Here is a 19,525-nt window from a genome sequence, read left to right as displayed (position 1 = left end):
TGCGGCGCCACGGGGACTGACCCTCCCCGGGCCCGACCACGCCGGGGGACCGGCCGCCTCGGGCGGCCGGTCCCGTCCGGCTCCGGGCCCGTCGCGGAGCCCGCCACAGGGTCCACGGCGGGGTCCGGAGCAGCGCCCCGTGCGCTCCGCACGACCGGTCGTCAGGCCAGCGGGCCGGTGACCCGCTCCACCGCGCGCACCAGGTCGCCGGAGGCGACCAGCGCCGCGGCGGCCTCCAGGTCCGGCGAGAGGAAGCGGTCGCGGCCGGCGCCGCCGACCCCCGCCTCACGGGCGGCGGCCATCGCCGCGGCACTGGCGGGCGCCACCGTGCCGCTGGCGTCGGCCTGCCGGCGGATCTCCAGCGCCCGTGCGGCGGCGGTGAGTTCGACGGCGAGGATCCGGCCGAGGTTGTCGACGGACTGGCGCAGCTTGCGCGCGGCGGACCAGCCCATCGAGACGTGGTCCTCCTGCATGGCCGAGGAGGGGATCGAGTCGACCGAGGCGGGCACGGCGAGCCGCTTGTTCTCGCTGACCAGCGCCGCCTGGGTGTACTGGGCGATCATCAGGCCGGAGTCCACGCCCGGGTCGTCGGCGAGGAAGGCCGGCAGGCCGTGCGAGCGGGACTTGTCGAGGAGCCGGTCGGTGCGGCGCTCCGAGATCGAGCCGAGGTCGGCGGCGGCGATGGCGAGGAAGTCCAGCACGTACGCGACCGGGGCGCCGTGGAAGTTGCCGTTGGACTCCACCCGGCCGTCCGGCAGCACCACCGGGTTGTCGACGGAGGCGGCCAGCTCGCGGGAGGCGACGAGCGCGGCGTGGGCGAGGGTGTCACGGCCTGCGCCGGCGACCTGCGGGGCGCAGCGGATCGAGTAGGCGTCCTGGACGCGCGGGGCGTCGTCCTGGTGGTGGCCGGTGAGGCCGGAGTCCTTGAGCACGGCCAGCATGTTGGCGGCGGAGAGCGCCTGGCCGGGGTGCGGGCGGATCGGGGCGTGCAGCTCGGGGGCGAGCACCTTGTCGGTGCCGAGCAGCGCCTCCAGGGTCATCGCGGCGGTGATGTCGGCGGTGGTGAACAGCCGCTGCAGGTCGGCGATGGCCATGACCAGCATGCCGAGCATGCCGTCGGTGCCGTTGATGAGGGCGAGGCCCTCCTTCTCCAGCAGTTCGACCGGTTCGATGCCGGCGGCGGCGAGCAGCTCGGCGGCCGGCTTCTCGACGCCGTCGGGGCCGGTCGCGACGCCTTCGCCCATCAGGACGAGCGCGCAGTGCGAGAGCGGCGCGAGGTCACCGGAACAGCCGAGCGAGCCGAACTCCCGGACCACGGGGGTGATGCCGGCGTTGAGGATCGCGGCCATGGTCCGGGCCACCAGGGGGCGGACCCCGGTGCGGCCGCTGGCGAGCGTCTTCATCCGCAGGAACACCAGTGCGCGGACCACCTCGCGCTCGACCGCCGGGCCCATCCCGGCGGCGTGCGAGCGGACCAGCGAGCGCTGCAGCTGGGCCCGGAGTTCGGGGCTGATGTGCCGGACGGCGAGGGCACCGAAGCCGGTGGAAACGCCGTAGACGGGGCGGGGTTCGGCCGCCAGGGCGTCGATCCGGGCGCGCGCGACCGCCATCTCGGCGAGCGCGTCCGGGCCGATCTCGACCCGGGCGTTCCCCCGGGCGACGGCCAGCACGTCCTCGGCGCTGACGTCGGCCTTGCCGACCTGGACGAGCGGCGTGTGGGGGGCCGCAGCACTGTGCATATCCATATACACCATCTCATCAGGTGAATGAAGATATGACAACACCTGAGCCCTTCCGGGACTCCGGCGCCGGACCGGTCGGTCACCTGGATTTTCGGATACCGCAGCCGGTGCCGCACGCTGTGGGGGTGACGGGCACCCCACGGCGCACGCCACGGCAACGGACCGGCCTCGGGCCTGCACGGACGGCGCAGACCGCGCGGACGGCACGGACGGCACGGACCGACAGGCAGACCGACGGACACAGGAGGCGGCGACACGATGACGCGGGCGACGGCGCGGCGGCGGGTGGTCCGGCTGCGGGGGGACGGGCGGAGCACCCGGCCGGATGCGCTGGCGGCCGAGGAGCCGCTGGAGATCCGGCTCGGCGGCGAGCCGCTCACGGTCACCATGCGCACCCCGGGCCAGGACTTCGACCTGGTGGCGGGCTTCCTGGTCGGCGAGGGGCTGGTGCACACCTCCGAGGACCTCGCGGCACTGCGCTACTGCGCCGGCACCGACGAGGCCGGCGCCAACACCTACAACGTGGTGGACGCGACGCTGCGCGGCGCCGGGGCGCTGCCGCTCTCCGCCCACCGCAACCTGCTCACCACCAGCGCCTGCGGCCTCTGCGGCCGGGACACCGTGGACGCCGTCCGCACCCACGTCCGCCACCCGGTCGCCGACGACCCGCTGACCGTCCCGCCCGCACTGCTGTACGGGCTGCCGGACCGGCTGCGGGCCGCCCAGCGGACCTTCGACTCCACCGGCGGCCTGCACGCGGCCGGCCTGTTCGACGGCGTGAGCGGCGAACTGCTCTGCGCCCGCGAGGACGTCGGCCGGCACAACGCCGTCGACAAGGTGGTCGGCTGGGCGCTGCGCGCGGGACGGCTCCCGCTGACCGGGCACGTGCTCCTGGTCAGCGGCCGGGCCTCGTTCGAGCTGACCCAGAAGGCGGCGCTGGCCGGGGCCCCGCTGCTGGCCGCCGTGTCGGCGCCGTCCTCGCTGGCGGTGGACCTGGCGGAGGAGCTGGGCCTGACCCTGGTGGGCTTCCTGCGCGGCGAGGGCGCCAACGTGTACACCCGCCCGGACCGGATCGCCTGAGGCCCCGGGCCCGCCCGCGAGGGCGCGCCCGGGGCCCGGATCCCGCCCCCGCGTCAGCGCAGCTCGGCCTCGACCAGGTCGGCCGCGCGGGCGGTGCCGCCCTCGGCGCGCGCCTCGGCGCGGAGCACGTCCAGGCGCGCGGCCACCTCCGGGTCGCCGGTCAGTTCCAGCAGGGCGGCGCGCAGCGCCTCCCCGGTGGCCTGTTCCGTGTCGAGGCGGCGGGCGACGCCCAGCTCCACCAGCTTGTCCGCGTTGCCGAACTGGTCGACGGCCTGCGGCACCGCGATCATCGGCACCCCGTGGTAGAGGCCCTCGCTGCTGCCACCCATGCCGGCGTGGGTGACGAAGGCGTCGGCCTTCGCGAGCACGTCGAACTGCGGCACCCACCGGTGCACCTCGACGTTGGCCGGCACCTCGCCCAGCTCGGCCAGGTCGGTGTGCTTGCCGATCTGGAGCACGACGTGCCAGCCGGGCAGGTCGCCGAAGGCCCGGAGGCACTCCCGGTAGAAGGCCGGCTGGTGGGTGAAGGCGGAGCCGAGCGAGACCAGCACCACCTTCTCGGCGCCCTCCGGCCGCTGCCAGCCGCCCTGGTGCGAGCGGTCGCCGAAGCACTGGCCGACGAAGGTGTACCGCGCGGGGTCGACCCGGTCGGCGTTGGGCTGCAGGGCCCGCGGGATCAGGGCGAGGGCGCGGGCCGGGAGGGCCTTGAACTCCTCCGGGTCCCGGACGACGGTGCCGTTCTCGGCCAGCCAGTCGGCGAACCGCCGCATGTACGCGGGCCCGCCGGGGCCGCTGCGGATCGCCTCGAACACCTCGGCCATGTCCTGCTCGAAGCCCTGCCAGGCGACGTAGGTCGGGGAGAGCTGGAGGGCCGGGACGCCGTGCCCCTCGGCCACCGCCCGCCCGGTGAACCCGGCGATGTCGTACAGCACGAGGTCGGGCCGGTCCTCCTCGAAGAGCCGGCGGACCACCGGGGTCATGGCGACGGCGTCGTCGAGGAAGAGGTTCTGGATCGCCACCGGGTCCTGCAGCCACACCTGGGAGTCGTCGGTGAGGGGCAGCGCGGTCGGGTACGGCACGAGCGTCGCCCCGGTCGCCTCGACCGGCCCGGCGAACGAGGCGTCGTTGACGTAGCTGACCCGGTGGCCGCGGGCGACGAGCTCGGCGACGACGGCGAGGCTCGGGTTGACGTGCCCGTGGGCCGGGATGGAGACCATGGCGATGTGCGCGGAGCGGGTCATGGTGGAGCCCTTCGTCGAGATGGTGAGACGAGACGATCCGTCTCGTCGGAACGCCCTCATCATGACCTGACGACCCGCCACTCGTCAAGACGAGACGGTTCGTCTCGCTGTGGCGCTAGGATGGCCCCATGTCCCGACAGACCGCGCCCGACCCCAGCCGCCGCAGCCAGCAGAGCCGCGCCGCGATCCTCGCCGCCGCCGCCGACCTGGTCTCCGAGGTCGGCTTCGCCAAGCTCACCATCGAGAAGATCGCCGCCCGCGCCGGAGTCGGCAAGCAGACCATCTACCGCTGGTGGCCGTCGAAGGGCGCGGTCGTCTTCGACGCCTTCCTCGCCGTCAGCGAGGACGCCAGCGGCAGCCTCGCGCTGCCCGACACCGGCGATCTCGGCGCCGACCTGCGCGCCGTCCTGCGCCCGACCGCCGACGAGCTCACCGACCCCGCCTTCGACAACACCGGCCGGGGTCTGATCTCCGAGTACCTGGTCGACCCGGACCTGCTGCGCGAGTACCGCGAACGGCTGCTGGACCCCCTGCTGGAGGTCACCCGCGACCGCCTGCGCAGCGCCCGCACCGCCGGACAGCTCCCGGCCGACACCGACCTCGACCTCGCCGTCGACCTGCTCTACGGGCCGATGTACTACCGCTGGCTGCACGGTCTCGGGGCGGTCGACCACGCGTACGCGGACCGCCTGGTCGCCGCGGTCCTGCGCGCGCTCGGAGCGACGGACGGAGCGGCCGACGGAGCGCCGGACGGCGGCTGACCTCAGCGGCGGTTGCGGCGGCGGAGCACCAGCACGACCACGATGATCACGGCGATCACCGTCAGCACCAGCACGGCGCCGATCAGCAGGCCCATCATCCGGCCGAGGCCCTTCTTCTTCTTTTTCTTCTTCTTGGACTTGTCCTTCGACGACTCGGCCAGCCGCGACGCCCCGTGCCGGTCCGCCGACGCGCCCGCCTGCCCGGCCGCCGCGGGCACCACGGGGGCGGGCGCCTGCCGGGCCCCTGGGGCTTCCGGGGCCGCGGGGGCCGACCGCACCACCGGGGCCGCCGAGGCCGCCGGCGCGGCGGCGAGCGCGCCGCCGCCGAAGGCGAGCACCGCGGAGAGGACGAGGCCCGTCAACCGAGCGCGCATAGGAGTCAACCCCCGAGAATCCGATCCGGCGCGGCCCCGACGGCCCGCCGACCGCGGACACCATCCCACGCCCGCCCCACCGCGCCCAGTCCCGCAACGCCCTCGCCACCGGACCGCGACCGGCTCGGAACAGACCGGTCACCGAACCGCCACACCGCGCCGACGGCCCGGCCCCGCCCGCCCTTCGCCCGCCCGCCGCTCCCCCGCCTCCGGCCCTCAGCTCACCGGGGGTGAGGCCGGGCCGGCGAGGGCGACGGCGACCAGGGAGCGCAGCGCCGCGGCGACCTGGCCCAGCGGGAGGGTGGCGTCGTCCGCGAACAGCTCCAGCAGCCACCCGCCGGCCGCGTTCTGACCGCCGGCCGCGACCATGCCGCGGTAGCCGGAGACCACCAGCATGGCCTCCTCCGCCGGGTCGTTGCCCGCCGCGCCGGCCCGCAGGGCGAAGGCCCCGCCGCGTACGGCCCGGCGGGTCATCGGGTAGTGGCGCAGGTCGAAGACGGCGTCCGGGGCCTCGATCTGGGCCCGCTGCGTCTCCGCCCGGGTGCTGCTCGGCCCGCTGGTCATCCGGTAGACGGCGTGCTGCGCGGTGCGCATCAGCTGAGAGCCGGGCGGCACGTACGAGATCCACCAACCGACCGCGTCCAGCAGCCGGGCCGAGATCTCGGCGACGACGGCCAGCTTGCCGATGGTGTCCGCGGGGTGCACGGAGCGGGTGTTGCCGTGCTGGTCGAGCGCGGCGAGCACCGCAGTGAGCAACTGCCCCGGGTCGGCGCTGTGCGCGGCGCCGCGGAAGCGCCGCCGGTCGCCGGAGCCGGCCCGGCCGCCGGGTCGGCCGCGCCCGTCGGCACGGTGGTGCGGGTCCGCGGCGTCGGCGAGCAGCACCGTCGGGTCGGGCGAGAAGCCCGGGCCGTGGCTGCGTCCGGCGACCACCGGGTGGGCGGCGCGGGCGGCCTTGGCCCGGTACTGGGCGGCGTCGGCGAGCCGGAAGAGCCGGTCGGGGGTGGTGACCGGGCCGATCGAGTCACCGGTGGAGGCGACCCCGCAGGCGACGCCCTCGCCCTCGGCCAGGGCGAGCGCCCGGGCGCACAGCTCCTCGGCGACGGCGACCACCTCGTCCGCCTTCTGGCCCTCGGCGAGCAGGCAGAACTCGTCGCCGCCGAGCCGGGCGGCGAGGCTGCCGGGGAGCTTGGCGGCGGCCAGCGACAGCTGGTGGGCGAAGCGCTCCAGCAGCCGGTCGCCCACCTCGTGGCCGAGCTGGTCGTTGACCCGCTTCAGGCCGTTGACGTCGCAGACCACCAGCGAGACCACGGTGTTGTCCCGGTTGTGGGCCTCCAGCGCGCTCTCCAGCCGCGCGTCCACCGCACGCCGGTTGGCCAGACCGGTGAGCGGGTCGGAGAAGGCGAGCTTGCGCAGGTCGGCGAGGCGTTCGGTCTGGGCGAGCCCGGCCGAGATCTGGGCGGCGAGCAGGGTGGCGTAGTCGGCGTCCGCGTCGGTGAACCCGGCCGACCCGGTGGCCCGGGCGAGGTAGAGCTCGCCCCAGGCCTGCCCGTGCAGGACGATCGGCGCGACCACGCAGCAGGCCCGCCCGCGCCGGCGCAGCGCGGCGGCGCGTTCCTGGCAGTACGCGCCTGCGGTCGGGTGCGCGTGCCCGGGGTGCGGCTGGCTGTTGTCGGCGGTCTGGACCCAGGCGCGCGGCAGCCGGCCTGTGGTCCAGCGCTCCTCCAGGTAGGTGACGATCTCGGGGAAGTCGGCCACCGGGTAGGACTCGTCCTCGGGCAGCTCCTCCTCCCCCGGCGAGAGTTCCCCGTGGTTGACCAGGACCCGCAGCCGGCCGGACTCGCGGTCCCAGACCGAGACGGCGGCCATGGTGGCGCCGAGTGCCTCGGTGGCGCGTGCGGCGGCGGCCCGGACGGCCTCCAGCGGGGTGAGCGCCCCGGCCATGTCCTGGGCGAGTTCGACCACGGAGGTCAGCCGCGTGTCGGGGGCCCCGGGGGCCGGCGGCTGCTGCGTCCGGTCGCAGTCGCAGCCGCGGTCCGTCATGATCGCCTCACTGCTCACCGGCTCGCCTCGCTCCCTGTGCTCGGTCCTGCTCGGTCCCCTGCGACGGGCCGCCGGGCCCGCGCCCCGGGGACCCCGCCCCCGGGAACCGCACCCATTCGGCCGCTTGCACCAAGACTATGGCGGTTTCATTCGGTTATGCCCCGTTTGTCGAAGAGGATCCGCAGGGCAGTACGACTTTCAACCGTTCGGCTTGCGGCAAGACCGTGCCCGGCCCGGGCAGGTTCTACTCCGCCGGGCGGCGCCCCGCTCCGCCCGTACGGCGCTCGACGGCGTTCCGCGCCGCCCCCGCACCACCCGGCCACGCCCCGCGGGCACCCACGACGGCCGTTCTCCCGAACCGTTCAGGCCGCTCCGAAAGCCTCCGCCCGCTCCGAAAGCGTCGGACAGCTCCGGCAGCTGCGGCAGCTCCGGCAGCTCCGGTCACTACGCATCGTCACGGCCGCGCCGAACCCGATGCGGCCCGCCGAACCGGGCCCTACTCCGCCCGCAGCCGCCGGGAGAGCAGCCACGGCTCGACCAGCCCGAGCCCGCGCACCGGACGGCGCCACATCGGCTGGAGGTTGAACCGGTGCCCGGTGTCCGGGGCGCCCGCCGGCCGCGAACCGGCCGCCGCCGCGAGCGCCTCGGCCAGGCCGGGCCCGTCGACGTCGGCGGGCGCGACACTGCCGTTCTGCTCCAGCGCGACGGCGAACTCGCCGTCGATCAGCACCGCGTCCTTCGGGGCGATCGAGGTGAGCCGGCTGGCCAGGTTGACCGTGGTGCCGAAGACGTCGCCCATCCGCGAGGTGACCGTGCCGAACGCCATGCCCACCCGCAGCGCGGGAATGCTGTCGTCCTCGGCCAGCGCCTCGATCAGGCTGAGCGCGATCTCGGCCGCCGTCACCGGGTCCTCGGAGACGTAGAGGATCTCGTCGCCCAGCGTCTTGATCACCCGGCCGCCCTGGCCGGCGATCAGGTCGGAGCAGGTGTTCTCGAACGTCTCGACCAGTTCGCCGAGCTCCTCCTCCTCCAGCCGCCGGGAGAGCCGGGTGAAGCCGACCAGGTCGGCGAAGCCCACGGCGAGCCGGCCGCTGGTGATCTCGTTGTCCTCCGCGGCCTGCACCACGCGGCCGGTGACGGCGGCCAGCTGGCGGCGCCAGACGTACACCAGGAACTGCTCCAGCTCCGGAAGCAGCAGCTCGACCAGCGGGTACGCGACGTCGGCGCGGGTCAGACCGGGTTCGACGGACTGGGTGAGGTTCTCCAGGAAGGTGTCCATCTGCCAGCCGGCCAGCCGGGCCGTGGTCTGACCGGTGGAACGCGCCACCTGGATCGCCATCGCCTCGCTCAGCAGCCCCGACTCGACCAGCCCGGACAGCCGGCGCAGAGCGATCACGTCACCGTCGGTCAGCGCCCGGGACTGCCCGATGTCCGGGAAGCCCATCGCCCGCCAGAACCGGGTGGCCAGGTCCATCGGGACGTCGGCCGCCCGCGCGGCCTGGTACGGGGTGTAGCGTCGCGGCGCGTCCAGGATCAGGCGTTCCAGGTCGAGGGCGACCGTCTGGTCGTGGGGGCCCGTCTGGTCGTGGGAGCCCGCCGCGCCGCCGTTGCTGCCGTCCTCTGCCACCGGTCCGTCCCCGTGCGGTCGCCGCACTCGCCTCGTGTCCTGCCTGTCCGGGCGCGCCCGCCACCCCGGCGGGCAGTGGCGCGCCTCACACTGCTGCCAGGTGGAATATTCGCACGGAATCCCGCGATCCGGGGCATCCGCCCGGGTCAAGGGGTGGTGAAGACTCCCGTCGGCCCGGGCGGTTCCGCGCTCCGGCGCCGCTCCCCGGCGCCGGGCGTCCGGCCGCCGTCAGCGCGGCTCCGGCCGCACGTGGACGACATCGCCCGCGCCGACCGGCCGCCGCGAACCGTCGGGCGTCCGGACCACCAGCCGGCCGTCCCCGTCGATCGCCACCGCCTCGCCGGCCAGTTCGCGGTCGCCGGGCAGCAGCACCCTGACCTCCCGGCCGAGCGTGGTGCACCGGTCCGCGTACGCGCTCAGCAGTCCGCTGGCGTGCGGGTCGCCGGCGGCGTCCGTCCACTCCCGGTACAGGCCGGCGAACTCGCGCAGCAGCGCGCGCAGCAGCGTGGACCGGTCGGTGACGGCGGCACCGGCCAGGACCAGCGACGCGGCGGTGGGGACGGGCAGCTCGGACGCGCGCAGCGAGACGTTGACGCCCAGACCGGCGACCACCGCGCCGCCGCTGAGCTCGGTGAGGATGCCGCCCAGCTTGCGCTCCGCCCCGTCGATCCCGACCTGGAGGTCGTTGGGCCACTTCAGACCGACCTCCACCTCGGCGACCCGGCTCAGCGTGCTCGCCGCCGCGACGCCGACCAGGATCGGCAGCCAGCCGTACCGCTCGACGGGTACCCCGTCCGGGCGAAGCAGGACGGAGAGGAAGAGCCCCGAACGGGCGGGCGCCGTCCACTGCCGTTCCAGCCGTCCGCGCCCGGTCCGCTGCGCCTCGGCGACCAGCACCGCGCCCTGCGGGGCACCGTCCCGGGCCCGGGCGGCGAGGTCGGTGTTGGTGGAGCCGGTCTCGTCGACGACGTCCAGCCCGGTCCACAACCCGCCCGGGACCAGCAGGTCCCGGCGGAGCGCCGCGGCGTCCAGCGGCGGGCGGTCCAGGTCGGTCCACGGCGACGGCCCGGCATGGCCGAAGCCGCGCAGTCCACTGCGGCGGGGGGTGTCGGAGGTCATGCGGCACACCCTAGAGGCCGTAGGCCGCCCCATTGTCCCGCAGAACGGCGGCCGACCACACTGTGTCGCTGGCCATAACGGGAAACCGTCAGCGATGACTACGCTACCCAACGGTAGTTCGTAGCGCCGCCCTGCCCTCATCCGCGCGGATCCCCACCCGGCCCGCGCGACCCCGAAACAGGTCGCGGCCAAGGAGCAGGGAGAGCCACCGGATGACCGAGGCGCCGTACGACCCGCACACCACCGCCGGCAAGCTCGCCGACCTCCGGCGCAGGCTCGACGAGGCGGTGCACTCCGGTTCCGCCAAGGCGGTGGAGAAGCAGCACGCCAAGGGCAAGCTGACGGCCCGTGAGCGGGTCGCGGAACTGCTGGACGAGGGGTCCTTCGTCGAGTTCGACGAGTTCGCCCGGCACCGCTCGACCAACTTCGGCCAGGAGCGGACCCGCCCGTACGGCGACGGCGTGGTCACCGGGTACGGCACCGTCGACGGCCGCCCGGTCGCCGTCTTCGCGCAGGACTTCACCGTGTTCGGCGGCTCGCTGGGCGAGGTGTACGGCGAGAAGATCGTCAAGGTCATGGACTTCGCGCTGAAGACCGGCTGCCCGGTGATCGGCATCAACGACTCCGGCGGCGCCCGGATCCAGGAGGGCGTGGTCTCGCTCGGCCTGTACGGCGAGATCTTCCGCCGCAACGTGCACGCCTCGGGCGTGATCCCGCAGATCTCGCTGATCATGGGCCCCTGCGCGGGCGGCGCGGTCTACTCCCCCGCGATCACCGACTTCGTGGTGATGGCCGACCGGACCTCGCACATGTTCATCACCGGCCCCGACGTGATCAAGACCGTCACCGGTGAGGACGTCGGCATGGAGGAGCTGGGCGGCGCGCACACCCACAACACCAAGTCCGGCAACGCGCACCACCTGGCCGCGGACGAGAAGGAGGCGGTCGAGTACGTCAAGAGCCTGCTCTCGTACCTGCCCTCCAACAACCTCTCCGACCCGCCGTCCTTCCCCGAGGAGGCGGACCTCGCGATCACCGACGAGGACCTCGAACTCGACGCCCTGGTCCCGGACTCGGCGAACCAGCCGTACGACATGCACCGGGTGATCGAGCACATCCTCGACGACGGCGAGTTCCTGGAGACCCAGCCGCTGTACGCGGGCAACATCATCACCGGCTTCGGCCGGGTCGAGGGCCACGCGGTCGGCATCGTCGGGAACCAGCCGATGGACCTGGCCGGCTGCCTGGACATCGCCGCCAGCGAGAAGGCCGCCCGGTTCATCCGCACCTGCGACGCGTTCAACGTCCCGGTGCTGACCTTCGTCGACGTGCCCGGCTTCCTGCCCGGCACCGAGCAGGAGTGGGACGGCATCATCCGCCGCGGCGCCAAGCTGATCTACGCCTACGCCGAGGCCACCGTCCCGCTGATCACCGTGATCACCCGCAAGGCCTTCGGCGGCGCGTACGACGTCATGGGCTCCAAGCACCTGGGCGCCGACCTCAACCTGGCCTGGCCGACCGCGCAGATCGCGGTGATGGGCGCCCAGGGCGCGGTCAACATCCTGCACCGGCGCGAGCTGGCCGAGGCGGACGACGTCGACACGAAGCGGGCCGAGCTGATCGCCTCCTACGAGGACACCCTGCTCAACCCGTACCTCGCGGCCGAGCGCGGCTACGTGGACGCCGTCATCGCGCCGAGCGAGACCCGCCGGCACATCGTCCGCGGCCTGCGCGCGCTGCGCGGCAAGCGCGAGACGCTGCCGCCGAAGAAGCACGGCAACATCCCGCTGTAGTCGCCCGCTCCGAGAGGATCGCGAGAGGATTGAGCATGGCCCCGATCCACGTGCTGCACGGGCAGCCGACCCCCGAGGAGCTGGCCACCGTCCTGGCGGTGGTCCAGGCCCGGGCCGCCGCCGCGCAGGCCGCCGCCGAGGCGACCCGCCGGGCCGGCGCCGGCCCGGACTCCCCCTGGAACGACCGCGCCCGCCGGCTCCGGACCGCCCCGCGCCCGGGCGCCAACGCCTGGCGCACCTCCGGCTGGGCCGGATAGCAGCACCGGGCGCGCCCCGGGCGGGGCGGCAGGTGCTTCGCCGGCACCCGCCGCCCCGCCCGGCGGCACGCCCGGCGAACGTCCGGATTGCCCCGAAACCTGAGTACGGATACTCAGGCGTCCCGGCAGCCCCGCGGAGCACCCTGGAGGAGTGCTCTGGTCAGATCCCCGCGACGAGCCGTCCCCGGAAGCCCAGCGAATGCAGCGCAGGCTGCACCGGGCCGGCCACGTGCTCGCCGCCCTCACCCTGCTGATCGCCGTTCTGCTGATGCTCTGAACGCGACGCTCCGCCCGGCCGACCGGACCGCCCCTCTACGCTGGTGGGCATGACCGACCGCCGCACCCTCGTGCTCGCCTCCGCCTCCCCCGCCCGCCTCGGGCTGCTGCGCCAGGCGGGCCTCGACCCGCGCGTGGTGGTCAGCGGCGTCGACGAGGACGCCCTCACCGCCGCCACCCCCGCCGAGCTGGCCCTCGTCCTCGCCGAGGCCAAGGCCAAGGCCGTCGCCGCCACACTCACCGGCGGCGAACTGGTGATCGGCTGCGACTCGGTGCTGGAGCTGGACGGCCTGGCGCTCGGCAAGCCCGCCGACGCCACCGAGGCGCTGGCCCGCTGGCAGTCGATGCGCGGCCGCGCCGGCGTGCTGCGCACCGGCCACTGCGTCATCGACACCGTCACCGGGCGACAGGCCTCCGCCACGGCCTCCACCACCGTCCGCTTCGGCACCCCCGACGACGCCGAGGTCGCCGCCTACATCGCCACCGGCGAACCGCTGCACGTGGCCGGCGCGTTCACCCTGGACGGCCGCTCGGCGCCGTTCGTCGAGGGCATCGACGGCGACCCGGGCAACGTCATCGGCCTCTCGCTGCCGCTGCTGCGCGGCCTGCTCGCCGAACTGGACGTCCGGATCACCGACCTCTGGGTCTGACGTCGGCCGCCGGCCGGGGCGTCGGTGCCCGAAGGCCCGGGAAACCCGGGACGTCCGGGGCGTCCGGCGACGCGCCGGCCCCGAGCAGCTCGGCGCCGTACTTCGAGCCCGGGCAGGGCTTCGGCTGCCTGACCGGGGAGGTCGCGGCGGCGGGCGCCCACCCGGCATCCGCGCCGAAGCGGGCCGGGCCGCTGAGCGGGACCACGGCGGCGACCGGCGGCGGGCCCGCCGCTCCGCCCGTGCCCGAACTGCTGCACCCGGCCGTCGTCAGTGCGCCAAAGACGAGTGCTATTAACGCCAACTTCCCCGTTGCTTGCCTCATCTGATGCACGCTAGAAGTGCGCTCCGGCACCGTCGACGGTCCGGACCGGGGCCACCGGCCTGCCCACCGCTAGGCTGACCGGCACCGTTCGAACGGGGAGGTGATGGGCGGATGACCGACAGTCTGCTCAACGTGCTGCTGGGGCTGGTCGCCAGCGCGCTCAGCGCCACGATCGGGTGGCTCGGCCAGAGCCTGCGCCGAAGACGGCGGCTGGAACGGACCAGGGCCTTCCTCGGCCTGCCGGCCGGCGGCGAGTGCCTGATCGTGGTCAACCGCAGCATCGGCACCGGCGCACACCCCCGCACGGTCACCCGGCGCGACGCCTACGCGCTGATGGAGCTGGCCGCCCTGGTGAAGGAGTGCGGCTCGCAGGCCGACCTGGTCGCGCACGACGCCGCGCCGCGCAGCCTCGGCGCCAAGACCGAGCTCTGCTTCGGCGGCCCCGTCTCCAACGACCGGATGGCCGCCCACCTCGCCTGGGGCCTGCCCGGGGTGACGATATCCAATGGCCCCGAAGCGGCCGACAACGTGATCACCGTCGGCGGCCGCTCCTACACCGCCGACTGGGAAGCCGGGGTCCACGTCCTGCTGGCCCGGCTGGCCACTCCCGGGGGTGGCCGCCCGGTCTTCCTGATCTCCGGCCAGACCGGGGTCGCCAACCAGGCCGGAGTCCGCCACCTCGTGGCGCACCACCGCCGGCTGGCCCGCCGCCACGGCGCGGACGGCACGTTCGCCCTCCTCCTGCGGGTGGTCAACCCCCAGGCGTACGGACCGGACGTGGTCGAGCAGGTCGCCGACGTGACCGCCCAGGCCCTGGAGCGCGCGCCCACCCCGGCCGCGCCCGCCCCGGCCGCCGGCGCCCCCGCTTCCGCCGCCCCGGCCGCCGGTGCCCCCGCCTCCACCGCCCCCGTCCCGGCGCCGGCTCCCTGAGGAACGCCCGGGCGCGGCTCGCGAACCGCCGGAGTGTGGCCAAGCCCACCGCCCCGCCACGGCCCCGCCGGGACACTGCGTCACCGTCCGCAAGCACCGGACGCCCTCCGACCCACCTGCCGTCACCTGCAGAGACTTCCGCCGGGCCGCCCACCACCCGTCCGGACGCATCACCCTCCGTGTGGGATAGTTCACAACCTGGGGCTACTCGCCGGTACTGCCCAGGAATCCATAAACTCAACGAGGTTCAAGAAGGGAGCCACAGTGCGCAAGGTGCTCATCGCCAACCGCGGGGAAATCGCCGTCCGCGTCGCCCGTGCCTGCTCGGACGCCGGTATCGCCAGCGTCGCCGTCTACGCCGAGCCGGACCGGGATGCGCTGCACGTCCGCGCGGCCGACGAGGCTTACGCGCTGGGCGGCGACACCCCCGGCACCAGCTACCTGGACATCGCGAAGGTCCTCCAGGCCGCCGCCGACTCGGGTGCGGACGCCGTCCACCCCGGCTACGGCTTCCTGTCGGAGAACGCCGACTTCGCCCAGGCCGTCCTCGACGCGGGCCTCACCTGGATCGGCCCGCCGCCGCAGGCCATCCGCGATCTCGGGGACAAGGTCACCGCCCGGCACGTGGCGCAGCGCGCCGGTGCCCCGCTGGTGGCCGGCACGCCCGACCCGGTCGCGGGTGCGGACGAGGTCGTCGAGTTCGCCCGGGAACACGGCCTGCCGGTCGCCATCAAGGCGGCCTTCGGCGGCGGCGGCCGCGGCCTCAAGGTCGCCCGCACCCTGGAGGAGATCCCGGAGCTGTTCGAGTCCGCGGTCCGCGAGGCGGTCGCCGCCTTCGGGCGCGGCGAGTGCTTCGTCGAGCGCTACCTGGACAACCCCCGGCACGTCGAGACCCAGTGCCTGGCGGACAAGCACGGCAACGTCGTGGTCGTCTCCACCCGTGACTGCTCGCTGCAGCGCCGGCACCAGAAGCTCGTCGAGGAGGCGCCCGCGCCGTTCCTGACCCCCGAGCAGAACGCCGAGCTGTACCGGTCCTCGAAGGCCATCCTCAAGGAGGCCGGTTACCAGGGCGCCGGCACCTGCGAGTTCCTGGTCGCGCTGGACGGCACGATCTCCTTCCTGGAGGTCAACACCCGTCTGCAGGTCGAGCACCCGGTGACCGAGGAGGTCACCGGCATCGACCTGGTCCGGGAGATGTTCCGGATCGCCGACGGCGAGGAGCTCGGCTACGACGACCCGGAGGTCCGCGGTCACTCCTTCGAGTTCCGGATCAACGGCGAGGACCCGGGCCGCAACTTCCTGCCGGCGCCGGGCACCGTGACGCTGTTCGCCCCGCCGTCCGGCCCGGGCGTCCGGCTGGACTCGGGTGTCGAGACCGGTTCGGTCATCGGCCCGGCCTGGGACTCCCTGCTGGCCAAGCTGGTCGTCTCCGGCCGCGACCGCAAGCAGGCGCTGGAGCGGGCGCGGCGCGCGCTGGCGGAGTTCAAGGTCGAGGGCATGGCCACCGCCATCCCGTTCCACCAGGCCGTGGTCACCGACCCCGCGTTCGCCCCCGAGGTGCACGGCGGCGAGGGCCCGTTCCAGGTCTTCACCCGGTGGATCGAGACCGAGTTCGACAACACCATCCCCGCGTTCGCCGGTGCCGCCGGTGACGGCGAGGAGGCCGAGGGCCGGGAGACCGTGGTCGTCGAGGTCGGCGGCAAGCGGATCGAGGTCTCGCTGCCGTCCTCGCTGGGCGTCTCCACCGCCCCGGCGGCCGGTGCGGGGGCCGCGAAGGCCAAGCGCCGGGTGGGTGCCAAGAAGGCCGGTTCGGCCGTCAGCGGTGACACGCTGGCCTCGCCGATGCAGGGCACCATCGTCAAGGTCGCCGTCGAGGAGGGCCAGGTCGTCGCGGAGGGCGAGCTGATCGTCGTCCTGGAGGCGATGAAGATGGAGCAGCCGCTGAACGCCCACAAGGCGGGCACCGTCGTCGGCCTCAAGGCCGAGGTGGGTGCCAGCGTCTCCAGCGGCGCCGCGCTCTGCGAGATCAAGGACTGACGTCCACCCGTTGCGTCACCGGTCCGTACGCCCCCCAGGGTGTGCGGACCGGTGCCGTTTCCGGCGGCGGGTCACCGCCCGCGCGGCAGGCCCAGCTCGGCGAGTCTGGCCGGCAGCGGGCCGCCCGGACCGCCCGGTCCCCCGGGGCCGTGGGTGCCCGGGCGGCGCTGGCCGGGCAGCGGGGCGCCGCCCGGGGGCGGGGCCGCCCTGCGGGCCATCGGGCCCGGCTGGGTCTGGTGGACGGGACCGCTGCCGGTGCCGTGCACCGGGGCGTCACCGGTCGGCGGGGTGCCGAGCGGCGCGAGGTCGATCTGCACCCCGCAGTCGGCCAGCGCGTCCAGCTCCCGCGCGGTGGCGTCGTCGGCGGTCGCCTGCTCGTCGGTGACCAGCCGGGTGATGGTCTCGGTCGGGACGGTCTGGAACATGGTGTCCGCGCCGAGCTTGGTGTGGTCGGCGAGGACGATCACCTCGGCGGCCGACTGCACCAACGCCCGGTCCACGCTCGCGGAGAGCATGTTCGTGGTCGAAAGGCCTCGCTCGGCGGTCAGTCCGCTGCCCGAGATGAACGCCTTGGACACCCGCAACCCGTGCAGCGACTGTTCGGCGCCGCTGCCGACCAGGGCGTAGTTGGAGCCGCGCAGCGTACCGCCGGTCATCACCACCTCCACCCGGTTGGCGTGCGCCAGCGCCTGGGCGACCAGCAGCGAGTTGGTGACCACCGTCAGCCCGGGCACCCGGGCCAGCCGGCGGGCCAGCTCCTGGGTGGTGGTACCGGCGCCGACGACAACGGCGTCACCTTCCTCCACCAGGCCCGCTGCGAGATCGGCGATGGCGCTCTTCTCTGCGGCGGAGAGGTGGGTCTTCTGCGGGTAACCGGGTTCGCGGCTGAAGCCGCCGGGGAGCACCGCGCCGCCGTGCCGGCGGTCGAGGAGCCCTTCTGCCTCCAGTGCCCGTACGTCGCGGCGCACGGTCACTTCGGAGGTCTGGACGACGCGGGCCAGTTCCCGGAGCGAGACCGCTCCGTTGGCGCGCACCATTTCGAGGATCAACTGGCGACGTTCTGCTGCAAACACAGAACCGACGGTAACGTGCGTGACCGTCTGCTTTCAGGCGTTTGCTGCTAGTAGCGGGAATTGCTCACGCAAGAGCGGCGCGTGACCGTACAATACGCGCCGTCAGCAACCCGGAACTGCGCCCGCCGTCCGGGTGACGCCCCGGCCTGCGCAAAGGGCGGCCGCCGAACGGCGACCGCCCTCAACTGGGCCCCGGGTGCTCAGGATTCGCCCGCGTCCCGCTTGCGGATGTGGAGCTGGCGGGCGGCCTCGGCGGTGGAGCCGGAGACCGACGGGTAGACGGTGAAGGCGCTGGCCACCTGTTCGACGGTCAGATTGGCGTCCACCGCGAGCGAGATCGGGTGGATCAGCTCGCTCGCCCGCGGGGCGACGACCACACCGCCGACCACGATCCCGGTGCCCGGGCGGCAGAACAGCTTCACGAAGCCGTCCCGGATGCCCTGCATCTTGGCCCGCGGGTTGCCGCGCAGCGGCAGCTTGACCTCGACCGCGTCCATCTTGCCGCACTCCACGTCGGCGGCGGTGTAGCCGACGGTGGCGATCTCCGGGTCGGTGAAGACGTTGGAGGCCACGGTCTTCAGGTTGAGCGGCTGCACCGCGTCGCCGAGCGCGTGGTACATCGCGATCCGGCCCTGCATGGCCGCCACCGAGGCGAGCATGAAGACGCCGGTGCAGTCCCCGGCCGCGTACACGCCCGGGGCGGAGGTGCGGGACACCCGGTCGACCTGGATCTGGCCCCAGTCGTTGAGCTTGACCCCGGCCTCCTCCAGGCCCATCTCCGCCGTGTTGGGGATCGAGCCGACGGCCATCAGGCAGTGCGTGCCCTCGATCACCGTGCCGTCGGAGAGGGTCACCTCCACCTTGTCGCCGATCCGCTTGGCGCTCTCGGCCCGCGAGCGGCTCATCACGTTCATGCCGCGACGGCGGAAGACCTCCTCCAGCACCTCGGCGGCGTCCGGGTCCTCGCCCGGCAGCACCCGGTCGCGCGAGGAGACCAGAGTGACGTTGGAACCGATCGCCTGGTACGCACCGGCGAACTCGGCGCCGGTGACACCGGAACCGACCACGATCAGCTCGCGCGGCAGCTCCTCCAGGTCGTACACCTGGGTCCAGGTCAGGATCCGCTCGCCGTCCGGCTGGGCGTCCGGCAGCTCGCGCGGGTGCGCGCCGGTGGCGATCAGCACCGCGTCGGCGCGCAGCGACTGGACGCTGCCGTCGGGCGCGTCCACCAGCACCTCGCGGGAGCCGTCCACGGCCTGGCCCCCGGTGCCGAGCCGGCCGCGGCCGCGCAGCACGGAGACGCCGGCCCGCGTGACGGACTGGGTGATGTCGTGGGACTGCGCGATCGCCAGGCGTTTCACCCGGCGGTTGACCTTGCCCAGGTCCACGCCGACCACCCGGGCCGGGCTGTCGATGTGCGGAGTGTCGTCCGCGACGATGATGCCGAGTTCCTCGTACGAGCTGTCGAAGGTGGTCATCACCTCCGCGGTCGCGATCAACGTCTTCGACGGCACGCAGTCCGTGAGCACCGCCGATCCGCCCAGGCCGTCGCGGTCGACGACGGTCACCTCCGCGCCGAGCTGGGCCGCCACCAGGGCCGCCTCGTATCCGCCGGGTCCGCCACCGATGATCACGATCCGAGTCACGTCCACCATTGTCCCGCACGCCGGGAGCGCTGCCACGCCGGGGTCGGGGCTTCTGCCCGATCGCCCGAGGAACGTAGTCTTCCCCCCATGCCCCTTTACGCCGCGTATGCCACCAACCTCGATGCCCGGCAGATGACCCGCCGCGCCCCGCACTCACCGCTGCGCACCACGGGGTGGCTGTCCGGCTGGCGGCTCACCTTCGGCGGCGAGCAGCTCGGCTGGGAAGGTTCGCTGGCCACGGTGGTGGAGGACGAGAAGGACCAGGTCTTCGTCTCGCTCTACGACGTCGCGCCGATGGACGAGGAGGGGCTCGACCGCTGGGAGGGCGTCCAGCTCGGCATCTACCGCAAGATCAAGCTGCGCGCGCAGACCCTGGACGGCGACGTGCCGGTCTGGACGTACGTGCTCAACGACTACGAGGGCGGCCTGCCCGCCGCCCGGTACCTGGGGCTGATCGCGGACGCGGCGGAGAGCGCCGGCGCCCCCGACGACTACGTCCTGGACCTGCGCCGCCGCCCCTGCTGACCGCCTCCGGGGGCGCGGCCCGGGCACCCCGC

Annotated in this window: 16 protein-coding genes and 1 pseudogene; 9 read left to right on the top strand and 8 right to left on the bottom strand. The window is 74.2% G+C overall.

The annotated features are described in order from the left end of the window. Window positions 1–161 precede the first annotated feature (161 nt). The gene (hutH, locus tag ABZY91_RS30255) at window positions 162–1,739 is read right to left on the bottom strand and encodes a histidine ammonia-lyase (RefSeq protein ID WP_355406018.1); all 1,578 of its coding nucleotides are present in this window, start codon (window positions 1,737–1,739) and stop codon (window positions 162–164) included. A 261-nt stretch (window positions 1,740–2,000) separates the two neighbouring features. Here hutH and fdhD point away from each other — a divergent pair, with 261 nt between their 5' ends. Further along, entirely contained in the window at window positions 2,001–2,822 is an 822-nt protein-coding gene (gene fdhD / locus ABZY91_RS30250; RefSeq protein WP_329882726.1) for a formate dehydrogenase accessory sulfurtransferase FdhD, read from the top strand. A 53-nt stretch (window positions 2,823–2,875) separates the two neighbouring features. Here the strand turns inward: fdhD and ABZY91_RS30245 are convergent, their stop codons facing one another. Continuing rightward, window positions 2,876–4,063: a macrolide family glycosyltransferase gene (locus ABZY91_RS30245; RefSeq protein ID WP_355406017.1), complete on the bottom strand. Its 1,188-nt coding sequence runs from the start codon at window positions 4,061–4,063 to the stop codon at window positions 2,876–2,878. A gap of 128 nt (window positions 4,064–4,191) precedes the next feature. Here ABZY91_RS30245 and ABZY91_RS30240 point away from each other — a divergent pair, with 128 nt between their 5' ends. Next, window positions 4,192–4,824, top strand: coding sequence for a TetR/AcrR family transcriptional regulator (locus ABZY91_RS30240; protein ID WP_355406016.1), 633 nt, complete (start codon window positions 4,192–4,194; stop codon window positions 4,822–4,824). 2 nt (window positions 4,825–4,826) lie between these two features. Here ABZY91_RS30240 and ABZY91_RS30235 read toward each other — a convergent pair whose 3' ends face one another. The 4 genes and pseudogenes from ABZY91_RS30235 to ABZY91_RS30220 form a co-directional block, all read right to left on the bottom strand. Beyond that, a complete protein-coding gene (locus tag ABZY91_RS30235) occupies window positions 4,827–5,186 on the bottom strand; it encodes a hypothetical protein (protein ID WP_355406015.1) in 360 nt (119 codons plus the stop codon). Window positions 5,187–6,113: 927 nt separating this feature from the next. Next, window positions 6,114–7,139 (bottom strand): annotated as a pseudogene (locus ABZY91_RS30230) (diguanylate cyclase); the annotation flags it as partial. A 595-nt stretch (window positions 7,140–7,734) separates the two neighbouring features. Further along, the gene (locus tag ABZY91_RS30225) at window positions 7,735–8,865 is read right to left on the bottom strand and encodes an adenylate/guanylate cyclase domain-containing protein (RefSeq protein WP_329950716.1); all 1,131 of its coding nucleotides are present in this window, start codon (window positions 8,863–8,865) and stop codon (window positions 7,735–7,737) included. A gap of 228 nt (window positions 8,866–9,093) precedes the next feature. After that, window positions 9,094–9,984 (bottom strand): biotin--[acetyl-CoA-carboxylase] ligase, encoded by an 891-nt coding sequence (locus tag ABZY91_RS30220; protein ID WP_355406014.1) that lies wholly within the window; start codon window positions 9,982–9,984, stop codon window positions 9,094–9,096. A 212-nt stretch (window positions 9,985–10,196) separates the two neighbouring features. Here ABZY91_RS30220 and ABZY91_RS30215 point away from each other — a divergent pair, with 212 nt between their 5' ends. From ABZY91_RS30215 to ABZY91_RS30190, 6 genes are all read left to right on the top strand, one after another. Continuing rightward, on the top strand, window positions 10,197–11,777 hold the full coding sequence (locus ABZY91_RS30215; protein ID WP_355406013.1) for an acyl-CoA carboxylase subunit beta: 1,581 nt from the start codon (window positions 10,197–10,199) through the stop codon (window positions 11,775–11,777). A 35-nt stretch (window positions 11,778–11,812) separates the two neighbouring features. Further along, window positions 11,813–12,034, top strand: coding sequence for an acyl-CoA carboxylase subunit epsilon (locus ABZY91_RS30210; RefSeq protein ID WP_329882719.1), 222 nt, complete (start codon window positions 11,813–11,815; stop codon window positions 12,032–12,034). Between the two features lie 151 nt (window positions 12,035–12,185). Beyond that, complete coding sequence (locus tag ABZY91_RS30205; protein ID WP_329882717.1) at window positions 12,186–12,311, top strand: hypothetical protein; 126 nt, start codon at window positions 12,186–12,188, stop codon at window positions 12,309–12,311. Window positions 12,312–12,360: 49 nt separating this feature from the next. Beyond that, the gene (locus ABZY91_RS30200; RefSeq protein ID WP_355406012.1) at window positions 12,361–12,960 is read left to right on the top strand and encodes a nucleoside triphosphate pyrophosphatase; all 600 of its coding nucleotides are present in this window, start codon (window positions 12,361–12,363) and stop codon (window positions 12,958–12,960) included. A 433-nt stretch (window positions 12,961–13,393) separates the two neighbouring features. Then, window positions 13,394–14,212, top strand: coding sequence for a hypothetical protein (locus ABZY91_RS30195; RefSeq protein ID WP_355406011.1), 819 nt, complete (start codon window positions 13,394–13,396; stop codon window positions 14,210–14,212). Between the two features lie 264 nt (window positions 14,213–14,476). After that, window positions 14,477–16,249, top strand: coding sequence for a biotin carboxylase N-terminal domain-containing protein (locus tag ABZY91_RS30190; RefSeq protein WP_329882714.1), 1,773 nt, complete (start codon window positions 14,477–14,479; stop codon window positions 16,247–16,249). Between the two features lie 71 nt (window positions 16,250–16,320). On the opposite strand, the gene ABZY91_RS30185 is transcribed toward ABZY91_RS30190, so the two are convergent. Further along, window positions 16,321–17,286 carry a DeoR/GlpR family DNA-binding transcription regulator gene (locus tag ABZY91_RS30185; protein ID WP_329882789.1) on the bottom strand — a complete coding sequence of 322 codons (966 nt, stop codon included), beginning with the start codon at window positions 17,284–17,286 and terminating at the stop codon, window positions 16,321–16,323. A 236-nt stretch (window positions 17,287–17,522) separates the two neighbouring features. Continuing rightward, on the bottom strand, window positions 17,523–18,977 hold the full coding sequence (locus tag ABZY91_RS30180; RefSeq protein WP_329882713.1) for an NAD(P)H-quinone dehydrogenase: 1,455 nt from the start codon (window positions 18,975–18,977) through the stop codon (window positions 17,523–17,525). Window positions 18,978–19,055: 78 nt separating this feature from the next. On the opposite strand from ABZY91_RS30180, the gene ABZY91_RS30175 reads away from it, so the two are divergent. Further along, complete coding sequence (locus ABZY91_RS30175) at window positions 19,056–19,493, top strand: gamma-glutamylcyclotransferase (RefSeq protein WP_329882712.1); 438 nt, start codon at window positions 19,056–19,058, stop codon at window positions 19,491–19,493. Window positions 19,494–19,525: the final 32 nt, after the last annotated feature.

This window comes from Kitasatospora sp. NPDC002965 (assembly GCF_040611255.1).
Taxonomy (GTDB): domain Bacteria; phylum Actinomycetota; class Actinomycetes; order Streptomycetales; family Streptomycetaceae; genus Kitasatospora.
This window is presented reverse-complemented; position numbering and strand designations above follow the sequence as displayed.

What these genes read in the sequence shown, in the direction of transcription:
- ABZY91_RS30245 (WP_355406017.1), bottom strand. Translation starts at nt 4,063, where the DNA reads ATGACCCGCTCCGCGCACATCGCCATGGTCTCCATCCCGGCCCACGGG.
- ABZY91_RS30240 (WP_355406016.1), top strand. Translation starts at nt 4,192, where the DNA reads ATGTCCCGACAGACCGCGCCCGACCCCAGCCGCCGCAGCCAGCAGAGC.
- ABZY91_RS30210 (WP_329882719.1), top strand. Translation starts at nt 11,813, where the DNA reads ATGGCCCCGATCCACGTGCTGCACGGGCAGCCGACCCCCGAGGAGCTG.
- ABZY91_RS30180 (WP_329882713.1), bottom strand. Translation starts at nt 18,977, where the DNA reads ATGGTGGACGTGACTCGGATCGTGATCATCGGTGGCGGACCCGGCGGA.
- ABZY91_RS30200 (WP_355406012.1), top strand. Translation starts at nt 12,361, where the DNA reads ATGACCGACCGCCGCACCCTCGTGCTCGCCTCCGCCTCCCCCGCCCGC.
- fdhD (WP_329882726.1), top strand. Translation starts at nt 2,001, where the DNA reads ATGACGCGGGCGACGGCGCGGCGGCGGGTGGTCCGGCTGCGGGGGGAC.
- ABZY91_RS30175 (WP_329882712.1), top strand. Translation starts at nt 19,056, where the DNA reads ATGCCCCTTTACGCCGCGTATGCCACCAACCTCGATGCCCGGCAGATG.
- ABZY91_RS30215 (WP_355406013.1), top strand. Translation starts at nt 10,197, where the DNA reads ATGACCGAGGCGCCGTACGACCCGCACACCACCGCCGGCAAGCTCGCC.
- ABZY91_RS30195 (WP_355406011.1), top strand. Translation starts at nt 13,394, where the DNA reads ATGACCGACAGTCTGCTCAACGTGCTGCTGGGGCTGGTCGCCAGCGCG.
- hutH (WP_355406018.1), bottom strand. Translation starts at nt 1,739, where the DNA reads ATGCACAGTGCTGCGGCCCCCCACACGCCGCTCGTCCAGGTCGGCAAG.
- ABZY91_RS30185 (WP_329882789.1), bottom strand. Translation starts at nt 17,286, where the DNA reads ATGGTGCGCGCCAACGGAGCGGTCTCGCTCCGGGAACTGGCCCGCGTC.
- ABZY91_RS30220 (WP_355406014.1), bottom strand. Translation starts at nt 9,984, where the DNA reads ATGACCTCCGACACCCCCCGCCGCAGTGGACTGCGCGGCTTCGGCCAT.